We start from the raw sequence: 25675 nt of genomic DNA, 5'->3' as shown, positions 1-25675 counted from the left end.
CAACATTATCGGCTCGGCCGGTTCGCGGGAACCGGCCGTGTCGCCCGATACACGGAGATGGATCCCGAAACGGTTCTGATCACCGATACTTTGGCGACACCGACAAACCCGGCCTTTGCGATCAGCCCGGGCAGGATTCCATCCGCGTTGGGCTGGGTGTCCCGTTTGCCGTCGGCAAACTGGACGATGCGGAATCCCAGGCGCATCAGGGCGTCGCGCTGCAGACCGAAGTCGGCGATCACGAGTTCGCCGCCCGGGCGCAGGAGCGCGAACATATTGGCGATGATCGCCTCCTTCATCGGCACCGGGCACTGGTGCAGCACCAGGCTGGACACCACCTTGTCGGCGATCCCAGGTCTGGTCAGTTCGACCGCCCGGTCGCCCATACCCTGCACGAACTCGATCTGGACCCCGGCCCGGCGCGTCTTGGCGGCTGCGATGTCCAGCACCTGCGGGTCGGGATCCACCCCGATCACCCGGGTGAGCGGCTGGTGCTGTTTCATTCGCATCGCCAATGAAGCTGTGCCACAACCGATATCGACAACGGTGGCGCCCGGCCGCAATTCGAGCTGGGCGATGGTGGCCCAACGCCACCGGCCCTCGCGGGTCAACAGCGCGATGACGGTGTCGTAATACTTGCTGCACTTCGGGTCACCCGCGGCGGGTGTAAACGCCTGCACTGACATGACACTCAGTCGTACCATCGGAGGGTCATGACTTTCTCACAAACGGCCATGGTCTTGTCCTGCGCGGACACCTCGACTCCGGTCGACATGCGCCAGGGCGGCACCTGCACGGCCGGGGCGTTTGTCTACGAAGGGCAGCGGGTAACCACGCCGCGCCACGCACACGACCTGCACCAGCTGGAGTACGTCGTTCAGGGCGTTCTGGAAGTGGAGACCGATGCCGGTGCCTACGTGCTGTCCGAGCGGCAGGCCGCCTGGATTCCGGCCGGACTGGGACACATCAGCACGATCGATACCCCAGTGAGGTCGGTGTCGATATTTCTGCACCCCGTTCACCTGCGGCCGGCCCGGCCAGGCGCGGGGATCGTGATGGTCTCGCCACTGATCCGGCAGATGATCATCTACGCATGCCGGTGGCCGATCGACCGGGACGGGTCCGACGCGGTGTCCGACGCGTACTTTCGCTGCTTCGCCGAGCTGCTCGGCGAATTGCTGGGATCCCAGCATCCGTTCAGCCTGCCGACGACCACTCATCCGCAACTCGCCGCGGCACTAGAACATACGCGTAATTCATTGGCCGGCATCACCATTGACGATGCCGCCGCCGTCGCAGGCATGTCGCCACGGTCGTTGCGACGACTGTGTCACCGTGAGTTGCAGATGACCTGGCGTGATTACACGCAGCAAGCCCGCCTGATGCGGGCCGCACTGCTCGCCGACTCGGAGTTGAGCGTGCTGCAGGTTGCCACCAGGGTGGGCTTCGACAGCGCCAGCTCGTTCACCCGCGCGTTCCGAGGTGCGTGGGGCAGGCCCCCGTCGGCCTACCGCCGGCACGGCAGCGAGCTGCCGGCATGAAACTCAACGCCCGCAACCTGCACAGCCTGCAGATACCCACGCCCGACTACGATCGCAGCCGAATCAAGACCGGCATTGTGCATTTCGGCGTCGGCGGCTTTCACCGCGCGCACCAGGCCATGTACGTCGACCGACTGCTCAGCCAGGGGATCGCCCGGAGGTGGGGGATCTGCGGTGTAGGGGTGCTGCCCCGTGACCGCCGTATGCGCGACGCGCTGCGCGATCAGGATCACCTGTACACCCTGACCGTGGCCCACCCCGACGGCACCCGGGAGCCCCGAGTCATCGGCTCGATTGTCGACTTCCGCTATGCGCCTGACGACCCCGACTCGGTGATCGAGCTGCTCGCCGATCGCTCGGTCCGGATGATCACCCTGACGATCACCGAGGGTGGTTACAACGAACCCTTGAGCGAGGTCTTCGCACTGGTCACCGAGGCGCTGAACCGGCGGCGCCTCCGCGGCTTGAAATCCCCGACAATCCTGTCCTGCGACAACATCGCCGGCAACGGACGCATCGCGCGGCATGCCTTCACCGCCTACGCCGAGGAATCCAATTCCGCACTGGCGCAATGGATGGACGAGAACACCAGGTTCCCGAACTCGATGGTCGATCGCATCACGCCGGCCACCACGCCCGATGTGCTCGAAAGTCTGACAGCCGAATTCGGCGTGGAGGACGCCTGGCCGGTGATCACCGAGCCGTTCGCCATGTGGGCCGTCGAGGACGATTTCGCTGACGGGCGGCCGCCGTTGGACCGGGCGGGTGTGACCTTCACCGATGACGTGTCGCCGTACGAAGCGATGAAGCTGCGGTTGCTCAACGCCAGTCACCAGGGGCTGTGTTACTTCGCCTACCTGGCCGGCTACCGACTGGTGCACGACGCGGCGCGGGATCCACTGTTCGCCGAACTGCTCTGGTGCTACATGGATTCCGAGGCGACGCCGACGCTGACACCGGTGCCCGGGTTGCAGGAGTTCAAAGACGGACTGCTCCCCCGTTTCGCCAATGCCCACATCCGCGACACGGTGGCCCGGCTCTGCGCCGAATCCTCGGACCGCATCCCCAAGTGGTTGCTCCCGGTGGTGCGCGACAACCTGCGCTCGGGCGGCCCGGTCCGGTACTCCGCCGCCATCGTCGCCAGCTGGGCACGGTACGCCGAGGGCATCGACGAAGAGGGGCGCCCGATCGACGTGGTAGATCCGCAGGCGGACAGCCTGATCCCGATCGCCCGCTCGCAGCGCACCCACGGGTCGGCGTTCCTGACCAACCGGTCGATCTTCGGCAACCTGATCGAGGAGCCCCGCTTCGTCGAACCCTACCTGTGGACGCTGGACTCGTTGCACCGCCACGGCGCCCGCGCGACGGTCGAGAGCCTGCTGCGGCCGTGACCCTGGTCGCCGGAATTGACTGCTCGACGCAGTCCTGCAAGGTGCTGGTGTGCGACGCCGAGACCGGTGCGGTGCTCCGGCAGGGTCGGGCCGCGCACCCCGACGGCACTGAAATCGACCCGGCCGCATGGGAATCGGCAGCCCGGCAGGCCATCGCGGCGGCAGGCGGTATCGCCGACGTGGCCGCCGTAGCCATCGGCGCCCAACAGCACGGCATGGTGTGCCTCGACTCGGCCGGCGCAGTGGTGCGTCCCGCGCTGCTGTGGAACGACCTGCGCTCGGCCGGCGCGGCCGGCTCCTTGGTGGACGAGTTGGGCGGACCGCAGGAATGGGCGCGCGCCGTCGGGGTGGTGCCGTTGGCCGCGGTCACCGCCGCCAAACTGCGCTGGCTGGCCGACCACGAACCCGGGAATGCGGACCGCACGGCGGCGGTCTGCCTGCCGCACGACTGGCTGACCTGGCGGCTGCGCGGCGAAGCCGACGTCGCGGCGCTGACCACCGACCGCAGCGATGCCAGCGGCACTGGTTACTTCGACGCGGGCACCGACCAGTATCGCCTCGACCTCCTCGAGTTGGCACTCCACGGCCGCAGTCCGATTCTGCCGCGAGTGCTCGGTCCCGCCGAGGCACTCAGCGGCGCAACGGTTTTCGGGTCCGGCCTGGGCGACAATGCCGCCGCGGCACTGGGTCTGGGTGCCACCGAGGGCGACGTGATGGTCTCAATCGGAACCTCGGGCGTGGTGTGTGCCGTGACCGCCGACCCGGTCCGCGACGAACAGGGGTTCGTGGCGGGCTTCGCCGATGGCACCGGCCGCTACCTTCCCCTGGTATGCACGCTCAACGCCGCACGGGTGCTCGATGCGGCGGCGACGATGCTGCGCGTGGACCACGACGAGCTGTCCGGGCTGGCGCTGTCGGCACCGCCGGGAAGCGCGGGCCTGGTGCTCGTCCCCTACCTGGAAGGTGAGCGAACACCCAACCGGCCCAACACTACTGGCGCATTGCATGGTCTCCGCGTGTCGAACTCGGCACCGGCCAACCTGGCCAGGGCCGCGGTGGAGGGCATGCTGTGCGCACTGGCCGACGGGCTCGCCCAGCTCACCAGGCACGGCGTGCGGGTGCGCCGGATCCTGCTGATCGGTGGCGGCGCGCAGTCCCGCGCGGTGCGCCAGATCGCGCCGACCGTGTTCGAAACGCCCGTGGTGGTGCCCACCCAGGGCGAATACGTCGCACTGGGCGCGGCACGGCAGGCGGCGTGGGTGTGCAGCGGGTCACCGGAGCCGCCCGCCTGGTCACCGCCGAGCGCGCGCACTTATGCGGGGCCGGCCGCGCCAGGCGTGCGTGCCCGCTATGCCCGGGTGCGCGATCTCACCGAATGAGTGGAAGCGGACGGTAGACCGGCAGGGCCCGATATTTCGAGGTGAACGTGGCTTTGTCGTATTCCTCGCCGATCTCGCCGTCGTGGGCGACGAGAGTGGGTCCGTCGACCGCGGTGAAGGTGAACTCCGGCACCTGCATCTCGTGGTAGAGGGGGCTGCGTTCCAGTCGTCCCAATACCAGCGCAGTCAGGATTCTGGTCCGGGCCAGTCGGCGGCCGGTTTCCAGGATGCGCACATCGATCAGGCCGTCGTCCATGCGGGTGCGCCGGGATGGCGCGAATCCTGTTGGCAGATAAAGCGAATTGCCGACGAAGAACAGTGACGTCAGCAGCGTCTTGTTGTCGTAGCTGATGCGCACCGGCTGGCCGTTTCGCAGCGTGTGCAACATCGCGTACGTGCCGGCCAGCGGCTTGCCGATCCGCTTTTCGAGTCTCTCCCGCTCCTGGACGAACGTGGGGTAAGCACCGATGCTCGCCGTGTTGACCACAATCTGGTTCTCGTTCAGACACATCATGTCGACATAGGCCACACTGCCGCGCCGGATCGCTTCAATGGTCTTGGCCACCGAGTCGCAGCCGATGTCCTTGGCGAAATGGTTGAAGGTGCCGCCGGGAAAGACCGCCAGCGGCACTCCGGCCTCGGCGGCCACCGAAGCGGCCGCTGCCACGGTGCCGTCGCCCCCGCCGACCGCGAGTACCTCGGCGCGGGCGGCGGCGTCGCGCAGCACCTGCAGCGGGTCGTCATCGGAACCGAGTTCGACGATCTCCGTTGCGGACAACTCGCCGCGAACCTCCTCGGCGACGCGGGCCCCGGTGCCGCTTCCCGACGCGGGGTTGACGACGAGGACCACGCCGGCGCCGTCGGGCCGTTCCGGGACGTCCGCACGCAGCGGTTCTGTTGACGGCAGGGCGGTTTCGACGATGGGCGGGACCAGCCGGCTGCCCAGCACGGCGATGCCGGAGCCGATGCCGAAGCCGATGACGACATCGCCGGGATAGTGCGCGCCGACCGCCACCCGGGACAACCCAACCAGGCCGGCCAGCAACGCCAGCCCGAAGCCCACTGTCGGATTCTCCAGCCCGACCCCAACGGCGAACGCGGCGGCGCTCGCGGAGTGCCCGGACGGCAGGGAATTGGAGGTCGGACGGCGCCGGACACGCCGGACCAGCGGCACCGAATCGTAGAGCGGACGCGGCCGCCGACGGACGCGCTTGGCGAACTGATTGGTCACCAGGCTGGTGACCCCCAGTGACACCAGGCCGCGGGTGGCGCCGCGCTGGGCGGAGTGCTTGCCGGATGCAATCAACAACGCAGCGATGGCGAACCACAGCTTGGAGTGGTCGGCGGCCCGGGTCAGCGGCGGCATCGCCTTGTCGAGCAGCGGAGTCGGGCTCTCGGCAACCGCCTCGAACAGTTCGCGATCGAGCGCGCCCAATCCCCGGGTGATCTGTTTGACGCTGCGTAGCGGTCGCAAGGGCCGTTCGTTCATTGGCACCACCCTATCGGGGGGCACCGGCAGAACCTTGCGGCCGCTCACCTTTTCGGCGCAGTGTCCAGGCCGGCACCCAGTGCGTCACCGCCTTGTGCCCGGCCCCGAACTCCACCGGATAGGTCACCAGCCCCCACCAGTCACCCTGCTCGCACAGACCCCAACAGCTCAGCTGGCCCTCCACCACCTTGTGCAGCTGCAGGCCGTTCGGCTGATAGCGGCCGGTGCGATGGGGCTCGCGCGGAAACAGCACCGTCAGATCAACCAGCACCGGGACGGGGGGACGCACCGGCCGAAAGGGCCCGCGCAGCGGTTGACCGTTGTACCCGATCGACGCGAACCGCCCCATTGTTCGACCATACGTTCGAATGCGAGGGGGTTGCAGTTTCGCTTTTCGTCGAATTGGGCAACCCGTCAGTTAACGATGTCGGAAGGGGCTCGGAGATGAAGACCACGTTCGCTGCCGGGATTCTGGCCGCCGGCGCCGCGTTGTTCACCACCGCGGTAGCGGTGGCCAACGCCGACGAGGTGCAGGTAGAGGGCAGTTACGCGACGCTGGCCGCCTGCCAGACGGACGGCCCGCACGTCGAGATCACGCACAACGACGGGGCGTACACCCACTGGGACTGCCGCCAAGGCGACGACGGCCTCTGGTATCTACACCTGACGAACTAACGCGTCTAAAAGACGCGCACCCAGTCGACGAGCATGTCCTGCGGGTAGGTGCCGGCGGCCGGGTCGCCGCCGCCGGAGCCACCGACGGCCAGGTTCAGGACCGGGAAAACCGTGTAGTCCGGGTCGTTGAACGGCCACTCCTTGAACGGCTCGTCCAAGTTCTCGATGCCGGTCGCCGGGACCGAGAAATAGGGCGCCGCGCCGTCGGCGTAGTCCACCCAGAAATACATGCCGGTGACGTCCCACTTGACGCGCCAGTTGTGCCACCCGCCGTCCACACCGATCGGGTTGGTTTCGAACGCGGTGCCGTCCGGGTTGGCGTGCACGGTGGTGCCCGAAGGCCAGGTGCCGTTGCCGTACCACTCGATCAGGTCGATCTCGCCACTGCGGCCCGGGTCGTCGTTGGACAGCCACCACGCCGGCCACATACCTGGCGCCAGGCAGTTGAATTTAATACGGGCTTCCCAGGTGGTGCCAACGCCTCCGCGCCACAGACCATGCACCAAACCCCCGAAGTAACCGCCGTGGCCGTCGTGGGTGGCCCGCAGTACCAGGTTGGAATTGCCGTCCAGAAACACATTCTGGCGACTGTCGCGATACTGCCCCCAGAACTGTGGCTGGTCGAATCCGACGGGGTTGCGGATCGGCGTTCGGAAGTTCGACACCGACCACTTGCCGGGGTCGGGGGCTGAACCGGCCGGTCCATCGAACTCGTCGTGCCAGATGAATCCACCCGTGGCGCCGGCCGCGGGTGCGGCCGGCACCGGCGCGGGACCCGCTGGAGCAGCCGGCCGGGACGGGCTGGCGTTTGCTGTCGGGGCCGCCGTCGCGGCCGCCAGTGCGCTGAATCCCGCCATCATCAGCATGCGGCGACGGTCCATCTGTGGCATGGCAAGGAAGATAGCAGCCCGCTCGGTGTTGCGTGGACTCTGGCGAGCCGGTTTTGCGTAGCTCCTGGTCACTGCCGGTGGACATTTCGCGCAGCGGCTACCGAACGTCCTCGACGTCACGGCGAGGTCAAAGTCAGCCGGGCTCGCCGATCTTGACCAGCGTCTTGCCGATGTTGGCCCCGGTGAACAACCCGTTGAGGGCGTCGACGCACGACTCGATGCCGTCGTAGATGGTCTGACGGTGCCGCAGGCGCCCCTCGGACTCCCACCGGCGCAGGTTCGCGAACGCCTCGTCGAAGCGGCCCCACTGGTCGAGCGCGTTGAAGCCCTGCATGGACGCCGTCTTGGACAGCAGGTTGACGTAGTTGGCCGGTCCGGGGTGCTCGCCGGTGAGGTAACTGGAGATGACCCCGCATAGCACCACGCGCGCCTTGGCGGCGAGCCGGCCCAGCACTGCGTTGAGGATGGGGCCGCCGACATTGTCGAAGTAGACGTCGACCCGGCGCGGGCAGTGCTCTTTGAGCGCGGCCGCCAGATCGTCGTTCTTGTAGTCGATGCACGCGTCGAACCCGAAGTCTTCGACGACCGCCCGACACTTCTCGGGTCCGCCGGCAATGCCCACCACCCGGGCGCCGGCGATCTTGGCGATCTGCCCGGCCACCGATCCGGTGGCGCCCGCAGCAGCGGAGACCACCACGGTTTCGCCGGGCTGCGGGCGGCCGATGTCGGTCATCCCGAAATAGGCGGTGGCGCCCGTCGGCCCGTACACCGACATGATCGCCAACTGGTCGTCCTCGCCCGGAATGGGTGTGCTGAAAATGTCGTCGCGGATGACCACGTACTCCTGGAAGCCGGTCAACGTGGTGACGATGTCGCCGACAGCGTAGGCGTCGCAACGTGTTTCGACCACTTCGCCGATCCCCGCCGCCCGGATCACCTCGCCCAGCTGCACCGGCGGTAGGTAGCTGGGCTGGTCGTCCAGCCAGGTGCGGGCGGCGGCGTCGATCCCGACATATGTGGTGCGCAGCAGCGCCTCTCCCGCCGCGAGTTCAGGCGCCGGCCGGGTGATCAGCTCGGTGTCGTCGGGCTGCACCAGACCGGAAGGACGTCGGCGCAACAAAATCTGGCGATTCGGCAATGCGGGCACGACGCCGAGCCTATTCCGCCGCCATTCCGATATGGGAGCATCTCAGGTGTGAAACCAGAGGATGACCCGGAAGCCCGGATACGGGAGCTGGAGCAGCCGCTGGCTGACGCGGCGCGCGCCTCGGAGTTGGGCGAGCAGGGTGGCTACAACTATCCGCCGCCCCCACCCGGGCCGATACCCCCGCCGATGCAGTCGAGCATGCCACCGCCGGGCTACGGCTACAGCAGCCCCTATCCCGGCGCCACACCGCGGTCGTCCTCGGGCATGCGCTGGTTCTGGATCCTGGCCGCGGCCGGTGTGCTGGGCGTGCTGGTGTTGGTGGGCGGCATCGCCGCGTACGCCGCACGCCAGTTCTCCCATGACGATCTCGTGGTGCCCTCCCCCAGCGAAAGCACCTCGGCGGCCACGTCATCGGGTCCGGCCCCGACCCGAACCGCACCGTCGACCGGCAAGACCCGCACCCCCAGCGCGGGTCCGTCGCCGTCGGCCACCGCACCCGCCGGCGAGACGCTCACGATCTCGGGGATCAACGAGAACAAGACCGTCGCCTGCAGCGGCAACGCCATCAACATCAGCGGCATCTCCAACACGGTGACGCTCACCGGGCACTGCGGCACCGTCAACGTGTCCGGCCTGCAGAACGTCGTCATCGTCGACAACGCCGACACCATCGAAGCCTCCGGGCTCAACAACAAGATCACCTATCACTCCGGCTCGCCGAAGATCAGCAAGAACGGCAGCGGGAATGTGGTGGAGCAAGGCTGAGCGCCCTGCGGCCGCGGCAACCGTTTACCTAGACTGTCTATGCTTCACTCATGCGAGAGTCTGTGACGGTGCACATGAATGCACCAGCCGAGGACATCTGGCAGCTGGTGGCCGATGTGCGCAACACCGGACGCTTTTCCCCGGAGACCTTTGAGGCTGAGTGGCTAGACGGGGCGAGCGGGCCCGCGGTCGGCGTCCGCTTCCGCGGCCACGTCAAACGCAATGAGGTCGGCCCCATCTACTGGACAACCTGTCGAATCACCACGTGCGAGCCGGGCCGCGAGTTCGGCTTCCAAGTTCTCGTCGGCAACCGGCCGGTCAACAACTGGCATTACCAATTTAATTCGACCGCAACGGGAACCGACGTCACCGAATCGTTCTGGGTCAAAGACTATGGAATGCCGCGGTTCGTCCGATTCCTTCTGGGCGAGTTGCGACGACGGCGCAACATACGCGACATGACGACCACCCTCGAACGGATCAAAGCCGTAGTCGAATCGCCCTAGCCGACGCCGGGTCGGCTCTGCTGAGCGTCCGCGGAGCACGCACGATCAGTGCGGCGGCAGGTCGTCGCCGAGCGGGTGCCGATAAGCCGGCCAACGCCGGGTCGGCCGTACCCGGACGTGTAAGGGCTGCCGATTACGTTGCATTACAGCGCATTTCGCACGCTACCGGCAACATTACCGGACGTGTCGGCGGCCGCACACCCGCAGCGCCTGCAGACGGGAGCCCCGGCTACGCCGACTCGCCCGTCGGACTGTCCGTCGCACCATTCGCCGGATCGTCCAGCACGCTGACCGCGATGCCGTACGGCAGGAAACGTACCTTGCGCTTGGGGTCGGTGTTGTTCTTGTTGGCCCGCAGCGCGTCGAGTTCGTTGGCGTACACCTGCTCGACCCGTGCGCCGCCGTCGGCGTCCACGGTGTAAATGGCCCAGACGCCGTCGCCCGCCTCGCCGGCGGTCTCGGGCTCCGGGCGAGCGCGCCGGGAGAGGTCATCGAACAGCAGTGACCAGCCCGAACGGCCGCCGGGCGACCCCACATACCTGCTGATCCGCTCGAACGCGTCGCGCAGGCCTTCGGTGCCCTCCCGGATCACCCGATCCAAGTCCTCGGGGTCGAACCCGAACCCGCCGCCTGATCCGCCTTTATCACTCATAGCGCCCAGTCTGCGCTCAACACGACCGATTCGCTACGGACCGGGTTCTGCGGGCGGGGGCGGCGGTGGCGGGGGGTTGATCGGAATCGGGATCGAGACGAACGGCAGATGCAGATACATCGTCATGATCGGGGTCGGCGCAGCGGGAGCCGGGGCGGCCGGTGCGGGTGCCGCAGGCGGCGGCGCCGACGGCTCTGGAGCCTGCTGGACCGGTGTCTGCACCGGTGGGGCCGCCTGCCGAGTGGGCTGGCGACGCGGCGCGGGTGCCAAGTAAGCCGGGGCCTGCGCCGGTCGGGTCACGGTCTGCGGCGGCGGCTGCTGAACCACCGGCGGCGGTGCGGCCACCGCCACGGGGGGCGGGGCAGCACTCGGGGCCGGCGCCGCGGTCGGCGGCGGCGCAGCGCTGGGGGCCGGCAGCAACACCTGCGCCGGCAATTCGGTGGCGGGGGCCTGGATTGCCGGCGTCGCCGCGCCGTCGCGCGGACCGGACTGTTGGGCGGCGGTCGTGCGGACGTGGGAGCCCAGCGACACGATTATGAGCCCGGCCGCCACGGCGGCGACGCCGACGATCGCCGCACTCACCAGCGCCAACGGCCGGCGTCGGGTTTCCGCCTCCAGTTCGGGGTCGGTTTCTTCCGCTATTGCGCTGTAGGCCAGGGCGCCCTCGCTGACGCCGGCCATGGCGCAGACGTCGAGATAGCTCGGGGTGAGCGCGCGCGGGTTCACCTCCCCGGTACCCGGGTCCAGCGCATAGGCCAGTGCCGATGTCGACGAAGCGAACAGCGGCGCGTTCGCCGAAGCCAGCGCGGCACCCCTGGCCAGTGCCATCTCCGGTTCCTCCGGACAGCTCACCACCAACGATGTCGCCGCCTCCAGCGCCGGTTTGACGTCGACGATGTCGACGCCGCAGCCGACCAGGAACACACCGTCGGCCCGCGAACCCGGGGCGTCCAGCCCCACGACCATCGTCACCAGCCCGGCTGCCAGCGATTGGTCGCGCACCGACTGCCGGTGCAGGTCAACGATCGAGCCGTCGGCGATCTCGACGACGGCCAGCGTCGCGCTGCCATCCTCGACGAACAGCATCGCGATGTGCTCGTAATCGAGGGCGGCGCCCACGTTCTGCGCCAACGCGGCGGCGGCCAGCAGCGGCGACACCAGCATCACACCGCCGACGTCGCGGGCGGCGAGTTCCAGACGCAGCGCGGCGACCTCGGCGGGGTCCGTCCACGTCACCCCGGTGGAGGAAAGCTCGTAACCGCCTTCGATCGCGCCTTCGCGGGTGCCGACCAGCGCGGCGATCACCCGATCGGTTGCCGCGTCGTCACTGTCTGCGCCGCCTTGGGCAGCGACGTCGATGCTTTCTTCCTCAACGGTCGCGCCGTCGGCGTTCGCCCCCTCGATCAACACCAGGCGGACGGCTGAGGGCTCCATCGATACCCCAAGCACGATGTCCATAACCCCTCCAAGCCATGTGCGAGCTAGCCACGGGGTCTAGGCGGACCGGCGCACCACCCGGGCCGCCGTCGACGAAGATCCGCCCCACTGCTGGAGCGATCGATTCAGCTGGCCTGTATGCAGTTTGCCAGCTCGAACCCTACTCGCGCGCACCGAGGTGGGCAGCAATTCCTATGAAGCTCAAATGAGAATCGGCGGTCAGGGGCCCCCGGGGGAGGAGAACGGATTCTGCGGGTTGGCGTTCTGCGGCACCTGATTCGCCGGGGCCGGGCTGGCCGGGACCTGGTTGGCCGGGACCTGGATCGGTATCGGCAACGGGAGCAGCGGGACGTGCAGCCACTGCGTCGTCATCTTCACCGGCGGCGGTTCCGACGTGGTGGGCTCCTCCGCCGCCCTCGGCGCCTCGGCCGCACCGGTCGTCTCAGTGGTCGACGGCGGTGCGGAGGTGGGCGGCGTGGTGGTGGCGGCCGGTGGGTGCGTTGTGGTGACCGGGGCCGGCCTGGTCGTCGTCAGGGCCGGGGAGGGCGACGGCGGGGGCGGTGGCGGCGGAGGGGGCGTCTCGACGCTGGTGGGGGCCGCCGCACTTTCCGCCGGCGCCTCGCTGGGCGGTGGTGGCAGCGGGCTGGGCACGGCCGGACTGGTCGGGATCGGATTGGGCAACTTGGCGCTGGGCGATACTGGCGGTGGCGCGACGCTGGGCAGAACCGGCGCCGGACGGTGGGTGTGGCGTTGTTCGACGGCGGTCAATGTGATCGCCACCCCGCCGACCGCGGTCATCGCCACCGCGGCACACAGACCGATCAGCAGCTGCGACACCCTGATCCGGCGTCGCGGCGCTTTTGGCGGGTCGATGATGTTGAGCCGCATCGAGAAGCAGGGGCCGTCTTCGTTGTAGGAGTCGCCCTGGAAGCGGGTCAACACCTCGGGGAACTCGGTCTGCGACCAGGCCAGCTCGCGGTCGGTCAACGCGTCCTGGTCGATCACCATCACGTCGCCGGCCGGCAGGTCGACCACACCGGTGCCCGTGGCCGAGGCCGCATGGGAAACGCCGGCAAGCAGTCCGATGGAGGTCCGGGTCCGCATATCCATCAGGTCATTGCGGGTCGCCAGTAGCAGAGCGCCCTTGGCGGCGGCACTCACCGGATCCGACGCGGTCAGCACGGGTAACCGGGTGTGGAACGAAAGACGTTGACTGACAAGCGGAATATTGGCGCCGCCGCCGACTGTCACCACCGCCGCCAGGTCGGCGAAGCTCGAGTTGTTGCGCGCCAGCATGTCGTCGAAGGCGTAGATGAGCCCGGTCAGGCGGTCCGCGATCAGGTCCTCGAACTTCTCCCGGGTGAGCTCGAGACCGGCGCTGGTGCCCGAGAGCTCGGCCGCCAGTTCGGTGACCGCGTCGGTGGAGAGCCGCTCTTTGGCCTCCCGGCATTGCTCGGAGAGCCTGCCGAGTTGACCGAGGACTGCGGTGCCGGCCGGATCGACGTCGGAGTGGCCAAGCTCTTCAATAACGTGCAGCAGCAACGCCTGGTCGATCTGATTTCCCGAGAAATCCTCGTAACGCATTGTGGCACTGATGGGTTCGAATTCATCTTTGGTCGCGAGGAGGGTGACGTATGTGCCGGAGCTGCCGAAGTCGAGCAGCCCCACCACGCCTCCGGTGGGCACCCCCACTTCGGCGTTCACCGCCGTCAACGATGCGATCGCATCCGGCACCAGGCACGGCGCCATGCCACTCCGGACGAATCCGACGTGCGTACGCAGGGCGTTGCGCAATGCCTGCACGGTTCCCGGCTTCCAGTGCGCCGGAACGGCAATCGCGATCTCGGCGGAGCTCGCGTCGGCGCCGGCGGCGACCACCATCGCGTCCAGCGCCTCGACCGTCAGCAGGTCGGGATCGTGCGCGGACCCATCCGGGGAGATCAGCGCCACGGAGTCGCCGATACGTTCCACGAACGCACTCATCAGAGTGCCGGATTCGGCCGAATTCTCGCCGAACACACCAAGTTTCGGGGCGCAGTGCGGATACAGGGTGAGCACAGCGCGACGGATGACCGGAGAACTTCCGTTCGCCGCCGCAACCAGGTTCATGGTCCCGATCGACAACCCCAACGGGTCGTACATATAGCCATGCTTTCGTCGATAGGGTCGGTAGCCAGCGTTAACCTTAGCCGCGCGTTCGTCGAATATGGTTCGGCGTCAAGGCCATTGGTATCCGGTCGATGCCGTGTCGTCACCGAAAAGGTATCTGCGGCGCCCTTGACAACCAGCGTCGCGTCGGAGCCGTCCTGGCCCTCCCGCACCGCGTCCGGCCCGATGTGTTGCAATGAGCCGGTGAGCCTCTCCGAATACCCGATCGCCGACATCGAAGCGATCAAGCAAGTCAAGTACCGGTACCTGCGCGCGATGGACACCAAGCACTGGGACGACTTCGCCGAGACGATGACCGAAGACATCGTCGGCGCCTACGGTTCGTCGCTGGGCAAGGAATTGCACTTCGACAACCGCAAGGAACTGGTCGAATACCTGAGCTCGGCGATGGGGCCGGGTGTGGTCACCGAGCACCGGGTGACGCATCCGGAGATCACCGTCAGCGGAGACACCGCTTCGGGCATCTGGTACCTGCAGGACCGGGTGATCGTCGCAGAGTACAACTTCATGCTGATCGGTGCGGCGTTCTACCGTGACCAGTACCGCCGCACCCCCGACGGGTGGCGGATCAGCGCCACCGGCTACGACCGCACCTTCGAGGCGACGATGTCGGTGACGGACCTCAAGTTCAACGTCAAGCCCGGCCGCGCGCGCGCCGACGTCGACGGCTGAGCAGACGGAAAAGCGCCCGGCGGCGCTGGGTTTTCGCGTCTACGCGCGCCGGGTCACTTGGCGATCGCGATAACCGCGCCCGGCCGCAGCCACTTGATGATCGACACCAGCGTGGCGTCGTCGATCGCGACGCAGCCCTCGGTGGGTCCGCCGTCAGTGGTGTGGAAGAAGAACGCGGCGCCGCCGCCGGGCACCTTGTTCTTGTTGACGCCCATCACCACCGCATGCTTGTACTGCGGGATCTGCAGATTCTCGCTCTCCGCGGTATTGAAGGGGCACTGGGCTTTCTGGCACACCTGCATGGTGTTGAACGTAGGGCTGTTGTCATCGCCGCTCCACCAGTGGTTGGGTCCCACCTGCGTGTAGGGCAGGCCCCCACCGGGATTCGGCGCGGTGCCGAACGCCGAGTCCAAGCTGTAGACGCCCATCGGAGTGGCCGGGTAGCCGCTCTTGGCTTGCGGCGCCATGCCCGCCGAACCGACGTGGGTGGGGATTCCGGTCTTCAGCGGTTGCCAGCCGGCCGCGGTGCGCTGGTAGATATCCATTTTCGCGTTGGATCCGCCAGTGGAGACCACCGAAACGACTTGTGTCGCATTGCCGACGGAGTTTGCGAACCACGGATTGCCGGCGGCCCCGGCGACCCCGGCGAACAGGCCCGCCCCGGCAGCGAGCACAGCGAAGGCGCACACGGCAGCACAAAGCTGAGCTAGCAGTCGGCGCATCGTTCAATGGTCAGACCCGCCGTAGCCGAGGGTCAAGTAAAGGTTAAGACCCGGTTGGGTCACGGTGCGGTGACCCGGGCCGAAAAACCCAGAGACACACCATGAAATACACGTAGCCCAGCGCCCAGCCGGCGATCACGTCGGAGGGGTGGTGCACGTTCAGTGCGACCCGGGCCACGCCGACCATGAAGACACCCAGACCCGCGAGCGCCATCGCGACGACCCGGGCCTGTCGGCGCGTGACCACCGGCAGCCAGAAGGCCAGCAGCGCAAGCAGACTGCACATCGCCTCGAGTGCGTGTCCGGAGGGGAACGACGTCTCGGCCGCGTACACCAGGGCGGTACTCGGTCGCGGACGCCCGGCCAGATTCTTGGCCACCAGCGTGATGAACCCGTTCAACGGCCCACAGGCCAACAGCAGCAGCCCCATCCGCACCCGCCGGCGCACCAGCGCGAACACCATCACCGCCAGGCTCAACAACCGCAGCGGGACTGGGCCCAGCACAAAGGACACCACCACCCAGAGCCGAACCCATCCGGTGTGCTTGATGCCGATGTCGTGCGCGGGATTCAGCAGCGCCCAGTCGAACGACTGCAGCCAGCCCCAGTGCTCCCGGTGCCCCACCCAGAGCATGGCGTAGAGCGCCACCGCTGCCGCTACCAGCCAAACAGGCCAGGAAGGTCGGGTGGCGATTCGGGGGCTGCTCATCGGCTACATCGATACAGCCTCGATGCGCCGAACGCCAAACCACCTCATACTGGCGTCATGCCCGTCATTCTCCGGAAATTGTTCGGCGTCGGTAAGCTGCCGGCGGATCTGCATGCCCAGGTGGAATCCGAGGGGCTGATCCACTTCGCGGAATTCGTCGCGGTCACCCGACGGTTCAGCGGCTCCATCCCCGGTCTGCGGTCCCAGGGCAGCGTCGCCAGCTATGTGGGCTCGCTGGCGCTCACTGAGCGGCGGGTGCTCGCGACGCTGTCGATGGTGCCCAAGCTGGCCGGGCGAGTTGTGGACGTGCGCTGGGACCAGGCGCAGGCCGGTGCGGCCACCGCGGAGATTTCCGCGACGGGATTGCAAGTCGACCTGGACACCGCGGCGGTCGACGAGCGGTTCCATGGTCCTCTCTCGCTGCACTTCAAGGACACCATCGACGAGGACGAGCTGGCACGCCTGCCGCGGCGCTCGGTGTCGTTCGACGTGCCGCCGGAGTACGTCTTCCGGGCGGTGGGCGTCACCTACAGCCCCTGACTGTCACGTTTCTACGATGACCGGATGACCGAGTACGCATACACCGCGGCCGAACGTCGCGCCGTGTACCGCGTGATCGCCGAGCGACGCGACATGCGCCGCTTCTCCCCCGGCGCGCAGGTGCCCGAGGAGGTGCTGACACGTCTGCTGCGAGCCGCGCATGCCGCGCCCAGTGTGGGGCTGATGCAGCCGTGGCGCTTCATCCGGATCACCGACCAGGACCTGCGGCGGCGCATTCACGGGCTGGTCGATGCCGAACGTGGGCTCACCGCGGCGGCGCTGGGGCCGCGCGAGGCGGAATTCCTGGCGCTGAAAGTGGAGGGCATCCTCGAGTGCGCGGAACTGTTGGTGGTCGCGTTGTGCGACGACCGGGACGCGCACGTCTTCGGCCGTCGCACGCTCCCGCAGATGGACCTGGCGTCGGTGTCGTGCGCGATCCAGAACCTGTGGTTGGCGGCGCGGTGCGAAGGCCTCGGCGTGGGCTGGGTGTCGCTGTTCGATCCGCTCCAGCTGGCGGCGTTGCTGGGGATGCCCGCCGGCGCCGAACCAGTGGCAATTCTGTGTGTGGGGCCGGTCCCGAAGTTTCCGGACCGGCCCGCGCTGGAACTCGACGGCTGGACCACGGCGCGGCCGCTGCCCGAGTTCGTCTCGGAGAATCAATGGCAGACTCCTGGAAACGGAAGGACGGTGTGACTGACGGTGGCCGGTGACTCGGGAGCAACCGCGCAGAATGTCGTGCTGGTGCACTGGCACGACCTGGGGCGTCACCTCGGTGTCTACGGCCACCCCGATGTGTCGAGTCCACGGCTGGACCGCCTTGCCGCCGAGGGCGTCCTGTTTACCCGGGCCCATGCCACCGCTCCGTTGTGCTCGCCCTCGCGCGGGTCGCTGTTCACCGGGCGCTACCCGCAGAGCAACGGCCTGCTCGGATTGGCACACCACGGTTGGGAATACCGCACCGACGTGCGCACGCTGCCTCAACTGCTTGCGGAATCGGGTTGGTATACAGCGCTTTTCGGCATGCAGCACGAGACCTCCTATCCCAAGAGGCTCGGTTTCGACGAGTTCGACGTGTCGAACTCCTACTGCGAGTACGTGGTCGAGAAGGTCGGAGAATGGCTGCAGGACAGCCCGGCGGATCTGTCCGACCAGCCATTCCTGTTGACGGCCGGGTTCTTCGAAACCCACCGGCCCTACCCCCATGACCGTTACGAACCGGCCGACAGTTCGGCCGTCCAGCTGCCCGACTACCTGCCCGACACCCCGGAGGTGCGCGGGGACGTCGCCGATTTCTACGGCTCCATCACCACCGCGGACGCCGCGGTCGGCCAGATACTGGACACGCTGGCGCAGACCGGTCTGGATGCCAGCACCTGGGTAGTGTTCTTCACCGACCACGGTCCGGCGTTCCCGCGGGCGAAGTCCACGCTGTATGACGCAGGAACCGGCATCGCCCTGATCATCCGGCCGCCCACCAGCCTGGACGTGACGCCGCGCGTCTACGACGAGTTGTTCAGCGGCGTCGACCTGTTGCCCACGCTGCTGAGTCTGCTGGGCATCGAGGTGCCCGCCGACGTCGAGGGCGTCTCGCACGCCGATGCGCTGTTCGCGCCGGAGGCGATCGAACCGGTGCGCGACCACGTGTACACGACTAAGACCTACCACGACTCGTTCGATCCGATCCGGGCCATCCGCACCAAGGACTACAGCTACATCGAGAATTACGTGCCCAGGCCGCTGCTGGACCTGCCGTGGGACATCGAGGAGAGCCCGTCCGGAATCGCTGTCGCACCCTTCGTCACGGCGCCCCGACCACAGCGCGAACTCTACGATCTACGCGAGGACCCCACCGAGACCACCAATCTGCTGACCGACCCGGCGGCCACCGCGGAGTCCGATGCCATCGCCGCCGATCTTGCGGTGCGGCTGCACGATTGGCGCCAGCGCACCGGCGACGTGATCCCCTCGGAGTTCGCCGGCACCCGGATCTCAGTGCGCTACACCGAAACGTATCTGCAGATCCATCGCGCGACGCCGACCAGCCGCTCAGCGATCGCGGCGGACCGGGGTATCGAGGAAGCGGCAGAACCCGGATCAACCGGCTGAGCGGCGCCCGTCGACCTGCGCCACGATGAACAGCCGGCGGAACGGGAAGATCGTGGTGCCGTCGGCCCGCGGCGGGTAGGCGTCGTCCAGCAGCGGGATCAACTCCTGGCGAAACTGGTCGAAGCCGTCGTCGTCGAGGCGCTCACGCACCGGCACCAGCGCGGTGCCGGTGATCCACTGCAGCACCGGGTGCTCGCCGGTCAGCTGATGCAGATAGGTGGTCTCCCAGGCGTCGACGCGGCAGCCGGCGTCCATCAACAGATCCGCGTAATGGGCGGGCGGGTGCACCACCGCCCCCACCCGAAACGGTATGTCACGCATGATCTTTGCGTAAGGCTCCCGACGCGCCAGGGCGCGTACGGCGGCGTGCGAAGGGGTATCGAAGTTTCCGGGAATCTGAACGGCGATCCACGATCCGCCGGGCAGTTGGCCGACCCATTTGAGCAACAGATCGGAGTGCTCGGGCACCCAGTGCAAGGCCGCATTACTGACCACGACGTCGGTGTCCGGTTGCGGCTTCCAGTTGCGCAGGTCTCCGGTGACGGCGTCGATCCCGCGTTCGCGGGCCGCGGCCACCATCTCCGGAGAGCTGTCGATAGCCTCGATCACCGCCTGCGGCCAGCGCTTGGACAGGTACCGGGTCAGATGGCCGGGACCGCAGCCGAGGTCGACCACGCGGCGCGCCCGGTCGGCGCCCACCCGCGACAACAGGTCGTAGAAGGGACGGCTGCGATGGTCCGCAAAGGCCAGGTATACGTCGGGATCCCACATCTCGGTCCTCCTGATCGACACCTGCCAGGGTCCGGTCCGTCGGGTGTCACCAACAAACCGTATTACCGGACTCTCCCAGAACGCGCGCCCACGGGGGTAGAAATTATTGACGATCCGGTCGAAACGACCGGCATTCGTCACAATCAGCGGGTTACGATCGGGTTGATGTCTGAGATTTCGGACCTGGTTGGCGACGAAGATCCGATCAGTCCTCCGCTACCCATTCCCGACGTACCTGGCGGCGACGTCGGAGTCGAGGGTCTGCCCGCCCGATCCACCCTGTCGCCCCGACAGCGACTGGTGGTGGAAGCCTCGGCGATCAGCGATGTCGCACTGCGGACTACGGCCTCGGCGCTGCTGGCCACCACGGTGGCTCCCGTGGTGGTCAGTAGCAACCTGCGCCGCGGGGACTCGGGCAGCGAGCGCGACAAGCTCAAGTTCTATGCCGAACTCGGCGCCCAGCGTGATCCGCGCCTGTCCTTCCCGGCTCCCTTGGAGCCGCCGAAAAACGTGTCCCGGCATGCCAGTCCGATCGCGCAACGGGTCGCCCTGGCCACCATCGACAACATCTCATTCCCCAGCAGCTTTCGGGCAGTCAACCCCGCCATGCGCAAGCGCTGGAGTGCGCTGTCCGCCAACAATGTGGTGCGGGCCCAACATTGGCGCCATGACGACGGGCCGCGGCCCACCCTGTGCGTGATCCACGGCTTCATGGGGTCCTCGTACCTGCTGAACGGCCTGTTCTTTTCGCTGCCCTGGTATTTCCGGTCCGGCTACGACGTGCTGTTGTACACATTGCCGTTTCATGGCAAACGAGCCGAAAAGCATTCGCCGTTCAGCGGCTTCGGTTACTTCGCCAGCGGCTTGAGCGGTTTCGCCGAGGCGATGGCCCAGGCCGTGCACGACTTCCGGTCCGTGGTGGACTATCTGCACAGCACGGGTGTGGATCGGATTGCGCTGACCGGACTCTCACTCGGCGGGTACACCTCGGCGCTGATCGCCTCTGTCGACGACCGACTGGAGGCGGTCATCCCGAACTGTCCGGTCATCACGCCCGGCGACCTTTTCGACGAGTGGTTCCCGGCGAGCACGTTGATCAAGTTCGGCCGATGGCTGACCAGCATCGACGACGAGGAATTACAGGCGGGACTGGCCTACCACGGCCCGCTGAACTACCGCCCGCTGCTGTCCAAGGACCGTCGGATGATCATCACCGGGCTCGGTGATCGGATGGCCCCACCGGAGCACGCGGTGGCCCTGTGGAAGCACTGGGACCGCTGCGCACTGCACTGGTTCCCCGGGAGCCACGTGCTACACGTGAGTCAGCTGGACTACCTGCGGCGAATGACGCCGTTCCTGCGTCAGTTCATGTACGACTGAGAGCCTCGGCGGGGCCTTGCGCAGTAGGCCAGTCCAACCGCTCCAGCAGGTCGGCAGGCGCTTGCGTGTGCCCGTCGAGCCGCCGGGTGGACAGTGGGTCCAGCGCCTGCAGCGCCGGCCGCTGGTTGCCCCGCTCCAAGGTCAGACCGGCCACCGGCGCGGCGCCGCCCGGCGCGGCATCGGTGCGCAACGCGCACGCCGCGGCCACCGTGTAATGGGCTCCCGAGTCCGCGATCTCGAGCGCCGTCCAGATCTCCCGCGCCTGCTGCGCACGCACCGCGGCGAGCGTTTCCGGCAACCCGGACCCCGACGTGATCCGATATGCCGCAACATAATCCGAGCCGTCCTGCTGCACCGCACGCCAGGTTTCGCGGGCCGTCCTGTCAGACTCGAAGGCCAACACCTCCGGAACATCCTCGGCGCCAACGGTGTTGGCGTCGAAGCCGATTTCACGCAGGTGATCGGCGAGCCGGCGGGCGGCCACCTCGGCCGTCTCACGTAGCGGGATCCGCGACGAGCGGGCCTGCAACGCGGCCAGGTTGTCGACGGCTGAAACCGTCAATCCGATCCAGGTTTCGGGGGCGCCGGATCCGTTGTCACGACTGGTGATTCGGATCCTATCGGCGCGGACACCGTAGCGGTTGGAGTAGCTGGCGATCAGTGGCAACGGGAGCGTGCCGGTGTCCGACGACGCCGGCCCCACTCGCAGCAGCGCGGTGGTGCGGGTGTTCGCATCGGGCTCCGCGTGCAGGCTCACCCGGTTGGACGAGCGGCGGATGATGGCCAGCCGCCGGCGCAGGATCGTGGTGAAGTACAGACCGCGCCACCATCCGAACAGCAGGATCACCGCCGCGGCGGCGATGCCGAGCAACCAGTAGGCCCGGGTGGACTGCCATGGGTAGGCCATCACGGCCGGGACCACGGCCAGCAGCGCCAGGGCGATCCTGGCGGCCCCGGGTTTGGGAATCGCGTGAGTCACGGGGTGGGCTCCTTCCGGCGGCGCACTACCGCCACCGTCGCTGCGGTGATGAGGACGACCAAGGTCAGCACGCCGGCTCCGGCCAACGCCACGTTGCGCGGTGTGGTGTTCGCTGCCGCCGGTCGCGGCGGAACGGCCACCGGCTTCACCGAGGTCGAGGCCGGTGCCCCGCCGGGTGCCGACGGCAGTTGCCAGGTCAGTGCCGCGACCGCATCGAGCATGCCGGCGCCGACCAGGTTGGACGGGTCCCGCGGACCGTTCTGCGCGGTCGCGGTGAGCCGGCGCACCACCTCGGCGGCCGGTAGCTCCGGATACTTGGCGCGAACCAGCGCCGCGACGCCGGAGACGTAGCCGGCCGCATAGCTGGTGCCGCTGAGCGGTACGAGCTGCTGGTGGTCGTCGGGCAGGCCGTTGGCCAGACCGCCGCCGTCGCCGTTGCTCACCGACGCTATGTTTTCCCCGGGCGCCGCGATGCCCACCCACGGACCGGCCATGGTGAACTTCGAGGGCCGGCCGCCCGACGAGACGGACGCGGCGGACAGCACGTAGGGCTGCCACCAAGACGGCACCGAGACCGACGTGACGCCGGCCCAGTTGCGCGGATCGCCGGGGCGGCTCAGGTCGGTGAGCGGGTTGGATTCACACGACGTGCCGCCTGCGACCGATCCGGTCGGGCCGCTGTTGCCGGCGGCGGCCACGATCACCACGTCCTTGTCGACCGCTGCATACCTGATCGCAGCTCCCAGCGCGGCCTGATCCACGGTGCGGTCGGCGGGCAGGCAGGTGATCGCCGAAATGTTGATCACCCGGGCGCCGCGATCGGCCGCGTGCACGATGGCCCGGGCCAGCGCCTCGATGTCGATGGCCGCCCGCGCGAGCGTCGGGTCACCGCCCGGAGTGCGCGGCGAGTACTTGGCCGACGTCACCCGCAGCGACAGCAGCCGGGCCGCGGGCGCCACGCCGGAGAAGCCGTCGTCACCGGGCTGGCCGGCAACGATCCCGGCGACCAGCGTGCCGTGCCCGTCGCAGTCGGTCAGCCCGTCGGTGGACTCCACGAAGTCACCGCCGGCCTCCACATTGTTCAGCCGCGGGCCCGGCCGCACGCCGGTGTCGATGATCGCCACCACCTGGCCTTCGCCGCGGGAGAATTGCCACGCCGCCGGCAGGTTCAGGAGGGACTGGCTGGGTGTCGGCGCGCCGGGATCGCTGCCCGGTATGACGCCGGAGATGCTGCACGGGCCGCGCTGCTCCATCACCTGTACGGGCCCCGGCGCCCCACTCGGCGGTGGCGCCGCTGCGTCCACCACCGGCGGGCTGATCGCCAGCGCCGGCGGCGCCGTCGCGACCACCGGGACCTGCCCCAACGCCAGCAGCGCTGTGCAGCAACCCAATCCAGCGGCACGTCTCATCGATTGAGCACCCAGGCGAAAAGTCCGACCAGGAACGCCATCACCGGGATCAGTGACGCGTCGAGCCCGGCGGCCAGAAAGCCCAGCAACCGGCGCAGCGGCAGTGAGTAGCTGTCCGGCGAGGCGATCGACGGGTTCAGCGCCACCACGATCCAGGCCAGCACGAGCAGCGCCAACGTCAGCACGGCTACGAAGGCGCCCAGGAATCGCCCGGTCGCGGCGTAGTACACCAAGAGCGCGCCGGCCACCAGGAACGGCTGGGCCAGCAGCCACGCCTTGCAGGCGGCCGAATCCCACACCCGCGCCCGCAGCGTGGCCGCAAGCGAAGCGGCCGCCACCACGTACCAACCCGCGACGCTCAACGTCTCGGGCCGCAGCGCGATCGCGACCGACCCCAGCACGCTGAGCACGACCGCGGCGGCGATGAAACCGTTCTGGTGGGCGTCGCTGATCCGCACCCGGCGCGGCAGGTCCTCGAGCACGCGCAACGACGGGGCGGACGGGGTGGGATCACCCGGCGCCGGGATGACCGGCAGCGGAAAACGCGCCCACAGCGCCGAGAGCTGAGCCGCCTGGATGGTGATCAACAGCGCCGCCACGATCAGCCCGCAGCCGAGGGCCAATATCGGCAGACGCCAGAGCAATTCGGCTCCCGCTGCCAGCGCGATGGTGAGCCCGACCACCGCCGAGGCGGTGAAGAAGCCGACCGCGCGCTCGCGTTCGGTGCTGGGGACGATCAGGGCGATGAGTGACCACGCGGCGACCCCGGCCGCGGCCAGCAGCACCTGCGCGGCGCCGAACCTCCCCGGCACCGCTAGCGCCAGCGCTGTCGCGATCGGCGCCAGCGCGGCGATCGACAGCGCCACCCCGGTGCGTGGAGACCGAGCGGTGCTCAGCAGCCCGGTGATCGCGACGACGGCTGCGATCGCACTGACGGCCACCAAGCCGGCCAGGGCTCCGGTGGCCACCCGGTGGGCGGCCGAGAGGCCGGTGGCCAACAGCGTCACACCGATCACCGCGGCCACCGCGCCACGCTGAATATGCTTGACGCCCCACGGGTTCCGTCGCGACACGGAGAAGATCATGGCCGCATCGGCGATGTCCTCGACGATCCCCGGCGCGGCGGGGCCGGCCGGCACCGGCTGCAGGGCGAGCAGATCCCCGTCGACCACTCCGACGGTGTCCAGGCTGGCGTCCAGGCTGAACGGCGCTCCACCGATGGGCGCCAGGCTCAGGTAGGGGGCGCCTTGCGCATCGTCACCGTTGCCGGCCGCGGGGACCACCAGACGCTGCACCGCCGGAAGAATCTCGCGCAGCGGCAACTCGGTGGGCAACGCCATCTCCGTCAGCCGGCTGTCCGCGAGAATGGCGACGCGGACGATAGGCATGACGGTGCCGGACGTCATTGAACCCACCAAAGCTGCTGGGGCCGTTGCTGAAACATCGTGCTCTCTTTCTGCTTGCTACTTATGCCTGGTTTATGCCGTTGTCTGGGTGGAGAAGTCGCGCGATAACCGGTGGCCGGGGAACCAATCCCCGTCCGGCAGGAAGGACGTCAGTCGCTCGATCGCGACGGCGGTCGCGAAGGGCGTGCCGGGACTGAATGTCGAAACCCATTCGCCGTCGAAGGCCCGGGACGGACTGACCAACACCCGCCCGGCGGTGGTGTCGATGATGCTCAGTCCCACCTCGGTGGTGCTGTACCGGCCGTCGCGGTTGCAGCCGGCCACGATCTCGACGTAGCTGCGCGGCCCGGTAAAGACGGACTCCACCACGGCGCGCGCCGAAACCGGAATCCCCAGGTAGTCAAGGACTTCCGTGAGCGGCACACCGGCGCGCAGCCGCTCGTCGGCCCGGGCCCCCACCCGGGTCGGCATGCTGAATTCCTCGAATCTGGCCGGCGGCCGTTGCATCAATCCGACACCCAGCACCGGAACCAGCGCTCGCGGGTCGTCGATGTCCATCGCGGTAAAGGTGACCAGCTGCGCGCTGCGCAGCGCGACCACGGTGGCCCCGGCACGCTGCGCGACGATTCCGCGCAGCATGTCTCCGGCGTCGGTCACCGAACCCGGACCCAGGTAACGCAGGTCGAGCCACCGGTCTGGGAAGCACACCACTTTGATCCAGTCGGTGATCGCCGGGTTGATGACACCGCCTTGCGTCATCACTCCCATCCGGGTCAGCTCGTCCTTCTGCCGGTCGAAGAACGCGGCTCGTTGTGCGGCATCGCGATACGGGTTGGTGATCGCGAGCACCCATGGAAAGCTGCCCGCCCCAGCGGTTTCCGCAATGAACCACGCCTGATCGACCGTCAGTTCGACGGCATTGGGCGAAGCGTCCATCTAG

26 protein-coding genes are annotated in these 25675 nt (G+C 68.1%); 11 read left to right on the top strand and 15 right to left on the bottom strand.

The features are described from left to right. Nucleotides 1–5: 5 nt before the first annotated feature. Nucleotides 6–686, bottom strand: a complete 681-nt coding sequence (locus JX552_RS03195; protein WP_205876060.1) for a class I SAM-dependent methyltransferase — start codon at nt 684–686, stop codon at nt 6–8. 27 nt (nt 687–713) lie between these two features. Between JX552_RS03195 and JX552_RS03190 the strand changes: the two genes are divergently transcribed. The 3 genes from JX552_RS03190 to xylB are packed head-to-tail and all read left to right on the top strand — an operon-like array spanning nt 714 to nt 4311. After that, nucleotides 714–1541, top strand: coding sequence for an AraC family transcriptional regulator (locus JX552_RS03190; protein ID WP_205876059.1), 828 nt, complete (start codon nt 714–716; stop codon nt 1539–1541). Beyond that, nucleotides 1538–2932: a mannitol dehydrogenase family protein gene (locus JX552_RS03185; RefSeq protein ID WP_205876058.1), complete on the top strand. Its 1395-nt coding sequence runs from the start codon at nt 1538–1540 to the stop codon at nt 2930–2932. The genes JX552_RS03190 and JX552_RS03185 overlap by 4 nt, the downstream gene beginning before the upstream one ends. After that, nucleotides 2929–4311, top strand: a complete 1383-nt coding sequence (gene xylB, locus JX552_RS03180; protein ID WP_205876057.1) for a xylulokinase — start codon at nt 2929–2931, stop codon at nt 4309–4311. Before JX552_RS03185 ends, xylB begins: the two co-directional genes overlap by 4 nt. Here xylB and JX552_RS03175 read toward each other — a convergent pair. Next, on the bottom strand, nt 4301–5800 hold the full coding sequence (locus JX552_RS03175) for a bifunctional phosphatase PAP2/diacylglycerol kinase family protein (RefSeq protein WP_205876056.1): 1500 nt from the start codon (nt 5798–5800) through the stop codon (nt 4301–4303). The two genes, xylB and JX552_RS03175, sit on opposite strands and share 11 nt — an antisense overlap. A gap of 10 nt (nt 5801–5810) precedes the next feature. Next, complete coding sequence (locus JX552_RS03170; RefSeq protein WP_205876055.1) at nt 5811–6149, bottom strand: hypothetical protein; 339 nt, start codon at nt 6147–6149, stop codon at nt 5811–5813. A 95-nt stretch (nt 6150–6244) separates the two neighbouring features. On the opposite strand from JX552_RS03170, the gene JX552_RS03165 reads away from it, so the two are divergent. Further along, nucleotides 6245–6475, top strand: a complete 231-nt coding sequence (locus tag JX552_RS03165; protein WP_205876054.1) for a hypothetical protein — start codon at nt 6245–6247, stop codon at nt 6473–6475. A 5-nt stretch (nt 6476–6480) separates the two neighbouring features. Here JX552_RS03165 and JX552_RS03160 read toward each other — a convergent pair whose 3' ends face one another. Both JX552_RS03160 and JX552_RS03155 read right to left on the bottom strand, forming a co-directional pair. Next, nucleotides 6481–7356 (bottom strand): glycoside hydrolase family 16 protein, encoded by an 876-nt coding sequence (locus JX552_RS03160; RefSeq protein ID WP_241011069.1) that lies wholly within the window; start codon nt 7354–7356, stop codon nt 6481–6483. A 142-nt stretch (nt 7357–7498) separates the two neighbouring features. Next, the gene (locus JX552_RS03155) at nt 7499–8512 is read right to left on the bottom strand and encodes an NADP-dependent oxidoreductase (protein WP_205876052.1); all 1014 of its coding nucleotides are present in this window, start codon (nt 8510–8512) and stop codon (nt 7499–7501) included. Nucleotides 8513–8560: 48 nt separating this feature from the next. On the opposite strand from JX552_RS03155, the gene JX552_RS03150 reads away from it, so the two are divergent. Continuing rightward, nucleotides 8561–9277, top strand: coding sequence for a DUF3060 domain-containing protein (locus JX552_RS03150; protein WP_205876051.1), 717 nt, complete (start codon nt 8561–8563; stop codon nt 9275–9277). Between the two features lie 50 nt (nt 9278–9327). Further along, nucleotides 9328–9783, top strand: coding sequence for an SRPBCC family protein (locus JX552_RS03145; RefSeq protein WP_205876050.1), 456 nt, complete (start codon nt 9328–9330; stop codon nt 9781–9783). Between the two features lie 229 nt (nt 9784–10012). Here JX552_RS03145 and JX552_RS03140 read toward each other — a convergent pair whose 3' ends face one another. The 3 genes from JX552_RS03140 to JX552_RS03130 all read right to left on the bottom strand — a co-directional run bounded on the left by JX552_RS03140 (nt 10013) and on the right by JX552_RS03130 (nt 14014). Then, nucleotides 10013–10435, bottom strand: coding sequence for a hypothetical protein (locus JX552_RS03140; RefSeq protein WP_205876049.1), 423 nt, complete (start codon nt 10433–10435; stop codon nt 10013–10015). 33 nt (nt 10436–10468) lie between these two features. Further along, nucleotides 10469–11893 (bottom strand): DUF7159 family protein, encoded by a 1425-nt coding sequence (locus JX552_RS03135; protein WP_205876048.1) that lies wholly within the window; start codon nt 11891–11893, stop codon nt 10469–10471. A gap of 198 nt (nt 11894–12091) precedes the next feature. Then, a complete protein-coding gene (locus tag JX552_RS03130) occupies nt 12092–14014 on the bottom strand; it encodes an Hsp70 family protein (protein WP_205876047.1) in 1923 nt (640 codons plus the stop codon). 192 nt (nt 14015–14206) lie between these two features. On the opposite strand from JX552_RS03130, the gene JX552_RS03125 reads away from it, so the two are divergent. Continuing rightward, nucleotides 14207–14713 (top strand): nuclear transport factor 2 family protein, encoded by a 507-nt coding sequence (locus tag JX552_RS03125; RefSeq protein ID WP_205878181.1) that lies wholly within the window; start codon nt 14207–14209, stop codon nt 14711–14713. 53 nt (nt 14714–14766) lie between these two features. Here JX552_RS03125 and JX552_RS03120 read toward each other — a convergent pair whose 3' ends face one another. Both JX552_RS03120 and JX552_RS03115 read right to left on the bottom strand, forming a co-directional pair. Beyond that, on the bottom strand, nt 14767–15435 hold the full coding sequence (locus JX552_RS03120) for a L,D-transpeptidase family protein (protein ID WP_205876046.1): 669 nt from the start codon (nt 15433–15435) through the stop codon (nt 14767–14769). Nucleotides 15436–15478: 43 nt separating this feature from the next. Next, a complete protein-coding gene (locus JX552_RS03115; protein ID WP_205876045.1) occupies nt 15479–16144 on the bottom strand; it encodes a phosphatase PAP2 family protein in 666 nt (221 codons plus the stop codon). 57 nt (nt 16145–16201) lie between these two features. Between JX552_RS03115 and JX552_RS03110 the strand changes: the two genes are divergently transcribed. Genes JX552_RS03110 through JX552_RS03100 form a run of 3 tightly spaced genes read left to right on the top strand, consistent with a single transcriptional unit; the run spans nt 16202 to nt 18790 of the window. Next, on the top strand, nt 16202–16684 hold the full coding sequence (locus tag JX552_RS03110; protein ID WP_205876044.1) for a hypothetical protein: 483 nt from the start codon (nt 16202–16204) through the stop codon (nt 16682–16684). Between the two features lie 24 nt (nt 16685–16708). Further along, complete coding sequence (gene bluB, locus JX552_RS03105) at nt 16709–17377, top strand: 5,6-dimethylbenzimidazole synthase (RefSeq protein ID WP_205876043.1); 669 nt, start codon at nt 16709–16711, stop codon at nt 17375–17377. Nucleotides 17378–17383: 6 nt separating this feature from the next. Further along, a complete protein-coding gene (locus JX552_RS03100) occupies nt 17384–18790 on the top strand; it encodes a sulfatase family protein (RefSeq protein ID WP_205876042.1) in 1407 nt (468 codons plus the stop codon). Here JX552_RS03100 and JX552_RS03095 read toward each other — a convergent pair. Further along, the gene (locus JX552_RS03095) at nt 18779–19561 is read right to left on the bottom strand and encodes a trans-aconitate 2-methyltransferase (RefSeq protein WP_205876041.1); all 783 of its coding nucleotides are present in this window, start codon (nt 19559–19561) and stop codon (nt 18779–18781) included. The genes JX552_RS03100 and JX552_RS03095 overlap by 12 nt on opposite strands. 165 nt (nt 19562–19726) lie before the next feature. Here JX552_RS03095 and JX552_RS03090 point away from each other — a divergent pair, with 165 nt between their 5' ends. Next, nucleotides 19727–20941 carry an alpha/beta hydrolase family protein gene (locus tag JX552_RS03090; RefSeq protein WP_205876040.1) on the top strand — a complete coding sequence of 405 codons (1215 nt, stop codon included), beginning with the start codon at nt 19727–19729 and terminating at the stop codon, nt 20939–20941. Here the strand turns inward: JX552_RS03090 and eccE are convergent. The 4 genes from eccE to JX552_RS03070 all read right to left on the bottom strand — a co-directional run bounded on the left by eccE (nt 20928) and on the right by JX552_RS03070 (nt 25671). Further along, nucleotides 20928–21920, bottom strand: coding sequence for a type VII secretion protein EccE (gene eccE, locus JX552_RS03085; RefSeq protein WP_205876039.1), 993 nt, complete (start codon nt 21918–21920; stop codon nt 20928–20930). The two genes, JX552_RS03090 and eccE, sit on opposite strands and share 14 nt — an antisense overlap. After that, nucleotides 21917–23329 (bottom strand): type VII secretion-associated serine protease mycosin, encoded by a 1413-nt coding sequence (gene mycP, locus JX552_RS03080; RefSeq protein ID WP_205876038.1) that lies wholly within the window; start codon nt 23327–23329, stop codon nt 21917–21919. Before mycP ends, eccE begins: the two co-directional genes overlap by 4 nt. Next, a complete protein-coding gene (gene eccD / locus JX552_RS03075; protein WP_205876037.1) occupies nt 23326–24735 on the bottom strand; it encodes a type VII secretion integral membrane protein EccD in 1410 nt (469 codons plus the stop codon). Before eccD ends, mycP begins: the two co-directional genes overlap by 4 nt. 72 nt (nt 24736–24807) lie before the next feature. Beyond that, entirely contained in the window at nt 24808–25671 is an 864-nt protein-coding gene (locus JX552_RS03070) for an ESX secretion-associated protein EspG (protein ID WP_205876036.1), read from the bottom strand. Between the last annotated feature and the right edge of the window lie 4 nt (nt 25672–25675).

It is taken from the genome of Mycobacterium gordonae, from assembly GCF_017086405.1.
GTDB lineage: Bacteria > Actinomycetota > Actinomycetes > Mycobacteriales > Mycobacteriaceae > Mycobacterium > Mycobacterium gordonae_D.
The sequence above is the reverse complement of the archived record's forward strand: the minus strand, read 5'-3'. Positions and strand labels throughout refer to the sequence as shown.

Bases quoted from the DNA above. Each gene is read 5' to 3' on its own strand.
- JX552_RS03195 (WP_205876060.1), bottom strand. From the start codon at position 686: ATGTCAGTGCAGGCGTTTACACCCGCCGCGGGTGACCCGAAGTGCAGC.
- JX552_RS03190 (WP_205876059.1), top strand. From the start codon at position 714: ATGACTTTCTCACAAACGGCCATGGTCTTGTCCTGCGCGGACACCTCG.
- JX552_RS03185 (WP_205876058.1), top strand. From the start codon at position 1,538: ATGAAACTCAACGCCCGCAACCTGCACAGCCTGCAGATACCCACGCCC.
- JX552_RS03175 (WP_205876056.1), bottom strand. From the start codon at position 5,800: ATGAACGAACGGCCCTTGCGACCGCTACGCAGCGTCAAACAGATCACC.
- JX552_RS03170 (WP_205876055.1), bottom strand. From the start codon at position 6,149: ATGGGGCGGTTCGCGTCGATCGGGTACAACGGTCAACCGCTGCGCGGG.
- JX552_RS03165 (WP_205876054.1), top strand. From the start codon at position 6,245: ATGAAGACCACGTTCGCTGCCGGGATTCTGGCCGCCGGCGCCGCGTTG.
- JX552_RS03160 (WP_241011069.1), bottom strand. From the start codon at position 7,356: ATGGACCGTCGCCGCATGCTGATGATGGCGGGATTCAGCGCACTGGCG.
- JX552_RS03145 (WP_205876050.1), top strand. From the start codon at position 9,328: ATGCGAGAGTCTGTGACGGTGCACATGAATGCACCAGCCGAGGACATC.
- JX552_RS03140 (WP_205876049.1), bottom strand. From the start codon at position 10,435: ATGAGTGATAAAGGCGGATCAGGCGGCGGGTTCGGGTTCGACCCCGAG.
- JX552_RS03135 (WP_205876048.1), bottom strand. From the start codon at position 11,893: ATGGACATCGTGCTTGGGGTATCGATGGAGCCCTCAGCCGTCCGCCTG.
- JX552_RS03130 (WP_205876047.1), bottom strand. From the start codon at position 14,014: ATGTACGACCCGTTGGGGTTGTCGATCGGGACCATGAACCTGGTTGCG.
- JX552_RS03125 (WP_205878181.1), top strand. From the start codon at position 14,207: ATGTGTTGCAATGAGCCGGTGAGCCTCTCCGAATACCCGATCGCCGAC.
- JX552_RS03120 (WP_205876046.1), bottom strand. From the start codon at position 15,435: ATGCGCCGACTGCTAGCTCAGCTTTGTGCTGCCGTGTGCGCCTTCGCT.
- JX552_RS03115 (WP_205876045.1), bottom strand. From the start codon at position 16,144: ATGAGCAGCCCCCGAATCGCCACCCGACCTTCCTGGCCTGTTTGGCTG.
- JX552_RS03110 (WP_205876044.1), top strand. From the start codon at position 16,202: ATGCCCGTCATTCTCCGGAAATTGTTCGGCGTCGGTAAGCTGCCGGCG.
- bluB (WP_205876043.1), top strand. From the start codon at position 16,709: ATGACCGAGTACGCATACACCGCGGCCGAACGTCGCGCCGTGTACCGC.
- JX552_RS03095 (WP_205876041.1), bottom strand. From the start codon at position 19,561: ATGTGGGATCCCGACGTATACCTGGCCTTTGCGGACCATCGCAGCCGT.
- JX552_RS03090 (WP_205876040.1), top strand. From the start codon at position 19,727: ATGTCTGAGATTTCGGACCTGGTTGGCGACGAAGATCCGATCAGTCCT.
- mycP (WP_205876038.1), bottom strand. From the start codon at position 23,329: ATGAGACGTGCCGCTGGATTGGGTTGCTGCACAGCGCTGCTGGCGTTG.
- eccD (WP_205876037.1), bottom strand. From the start codon at position 24,735: ATGACGTCCGGCACCGTCATGCCTATCGTCCGCGTCGCCATTCTCGCG.
- JX552_RS03070 (WP_205876036.1), bottom strand. From the start codon at position 25,671: ATGGACGCTTCGCCCAATGCCGTCGAACTGACGGTCGATCAGGCGTGG.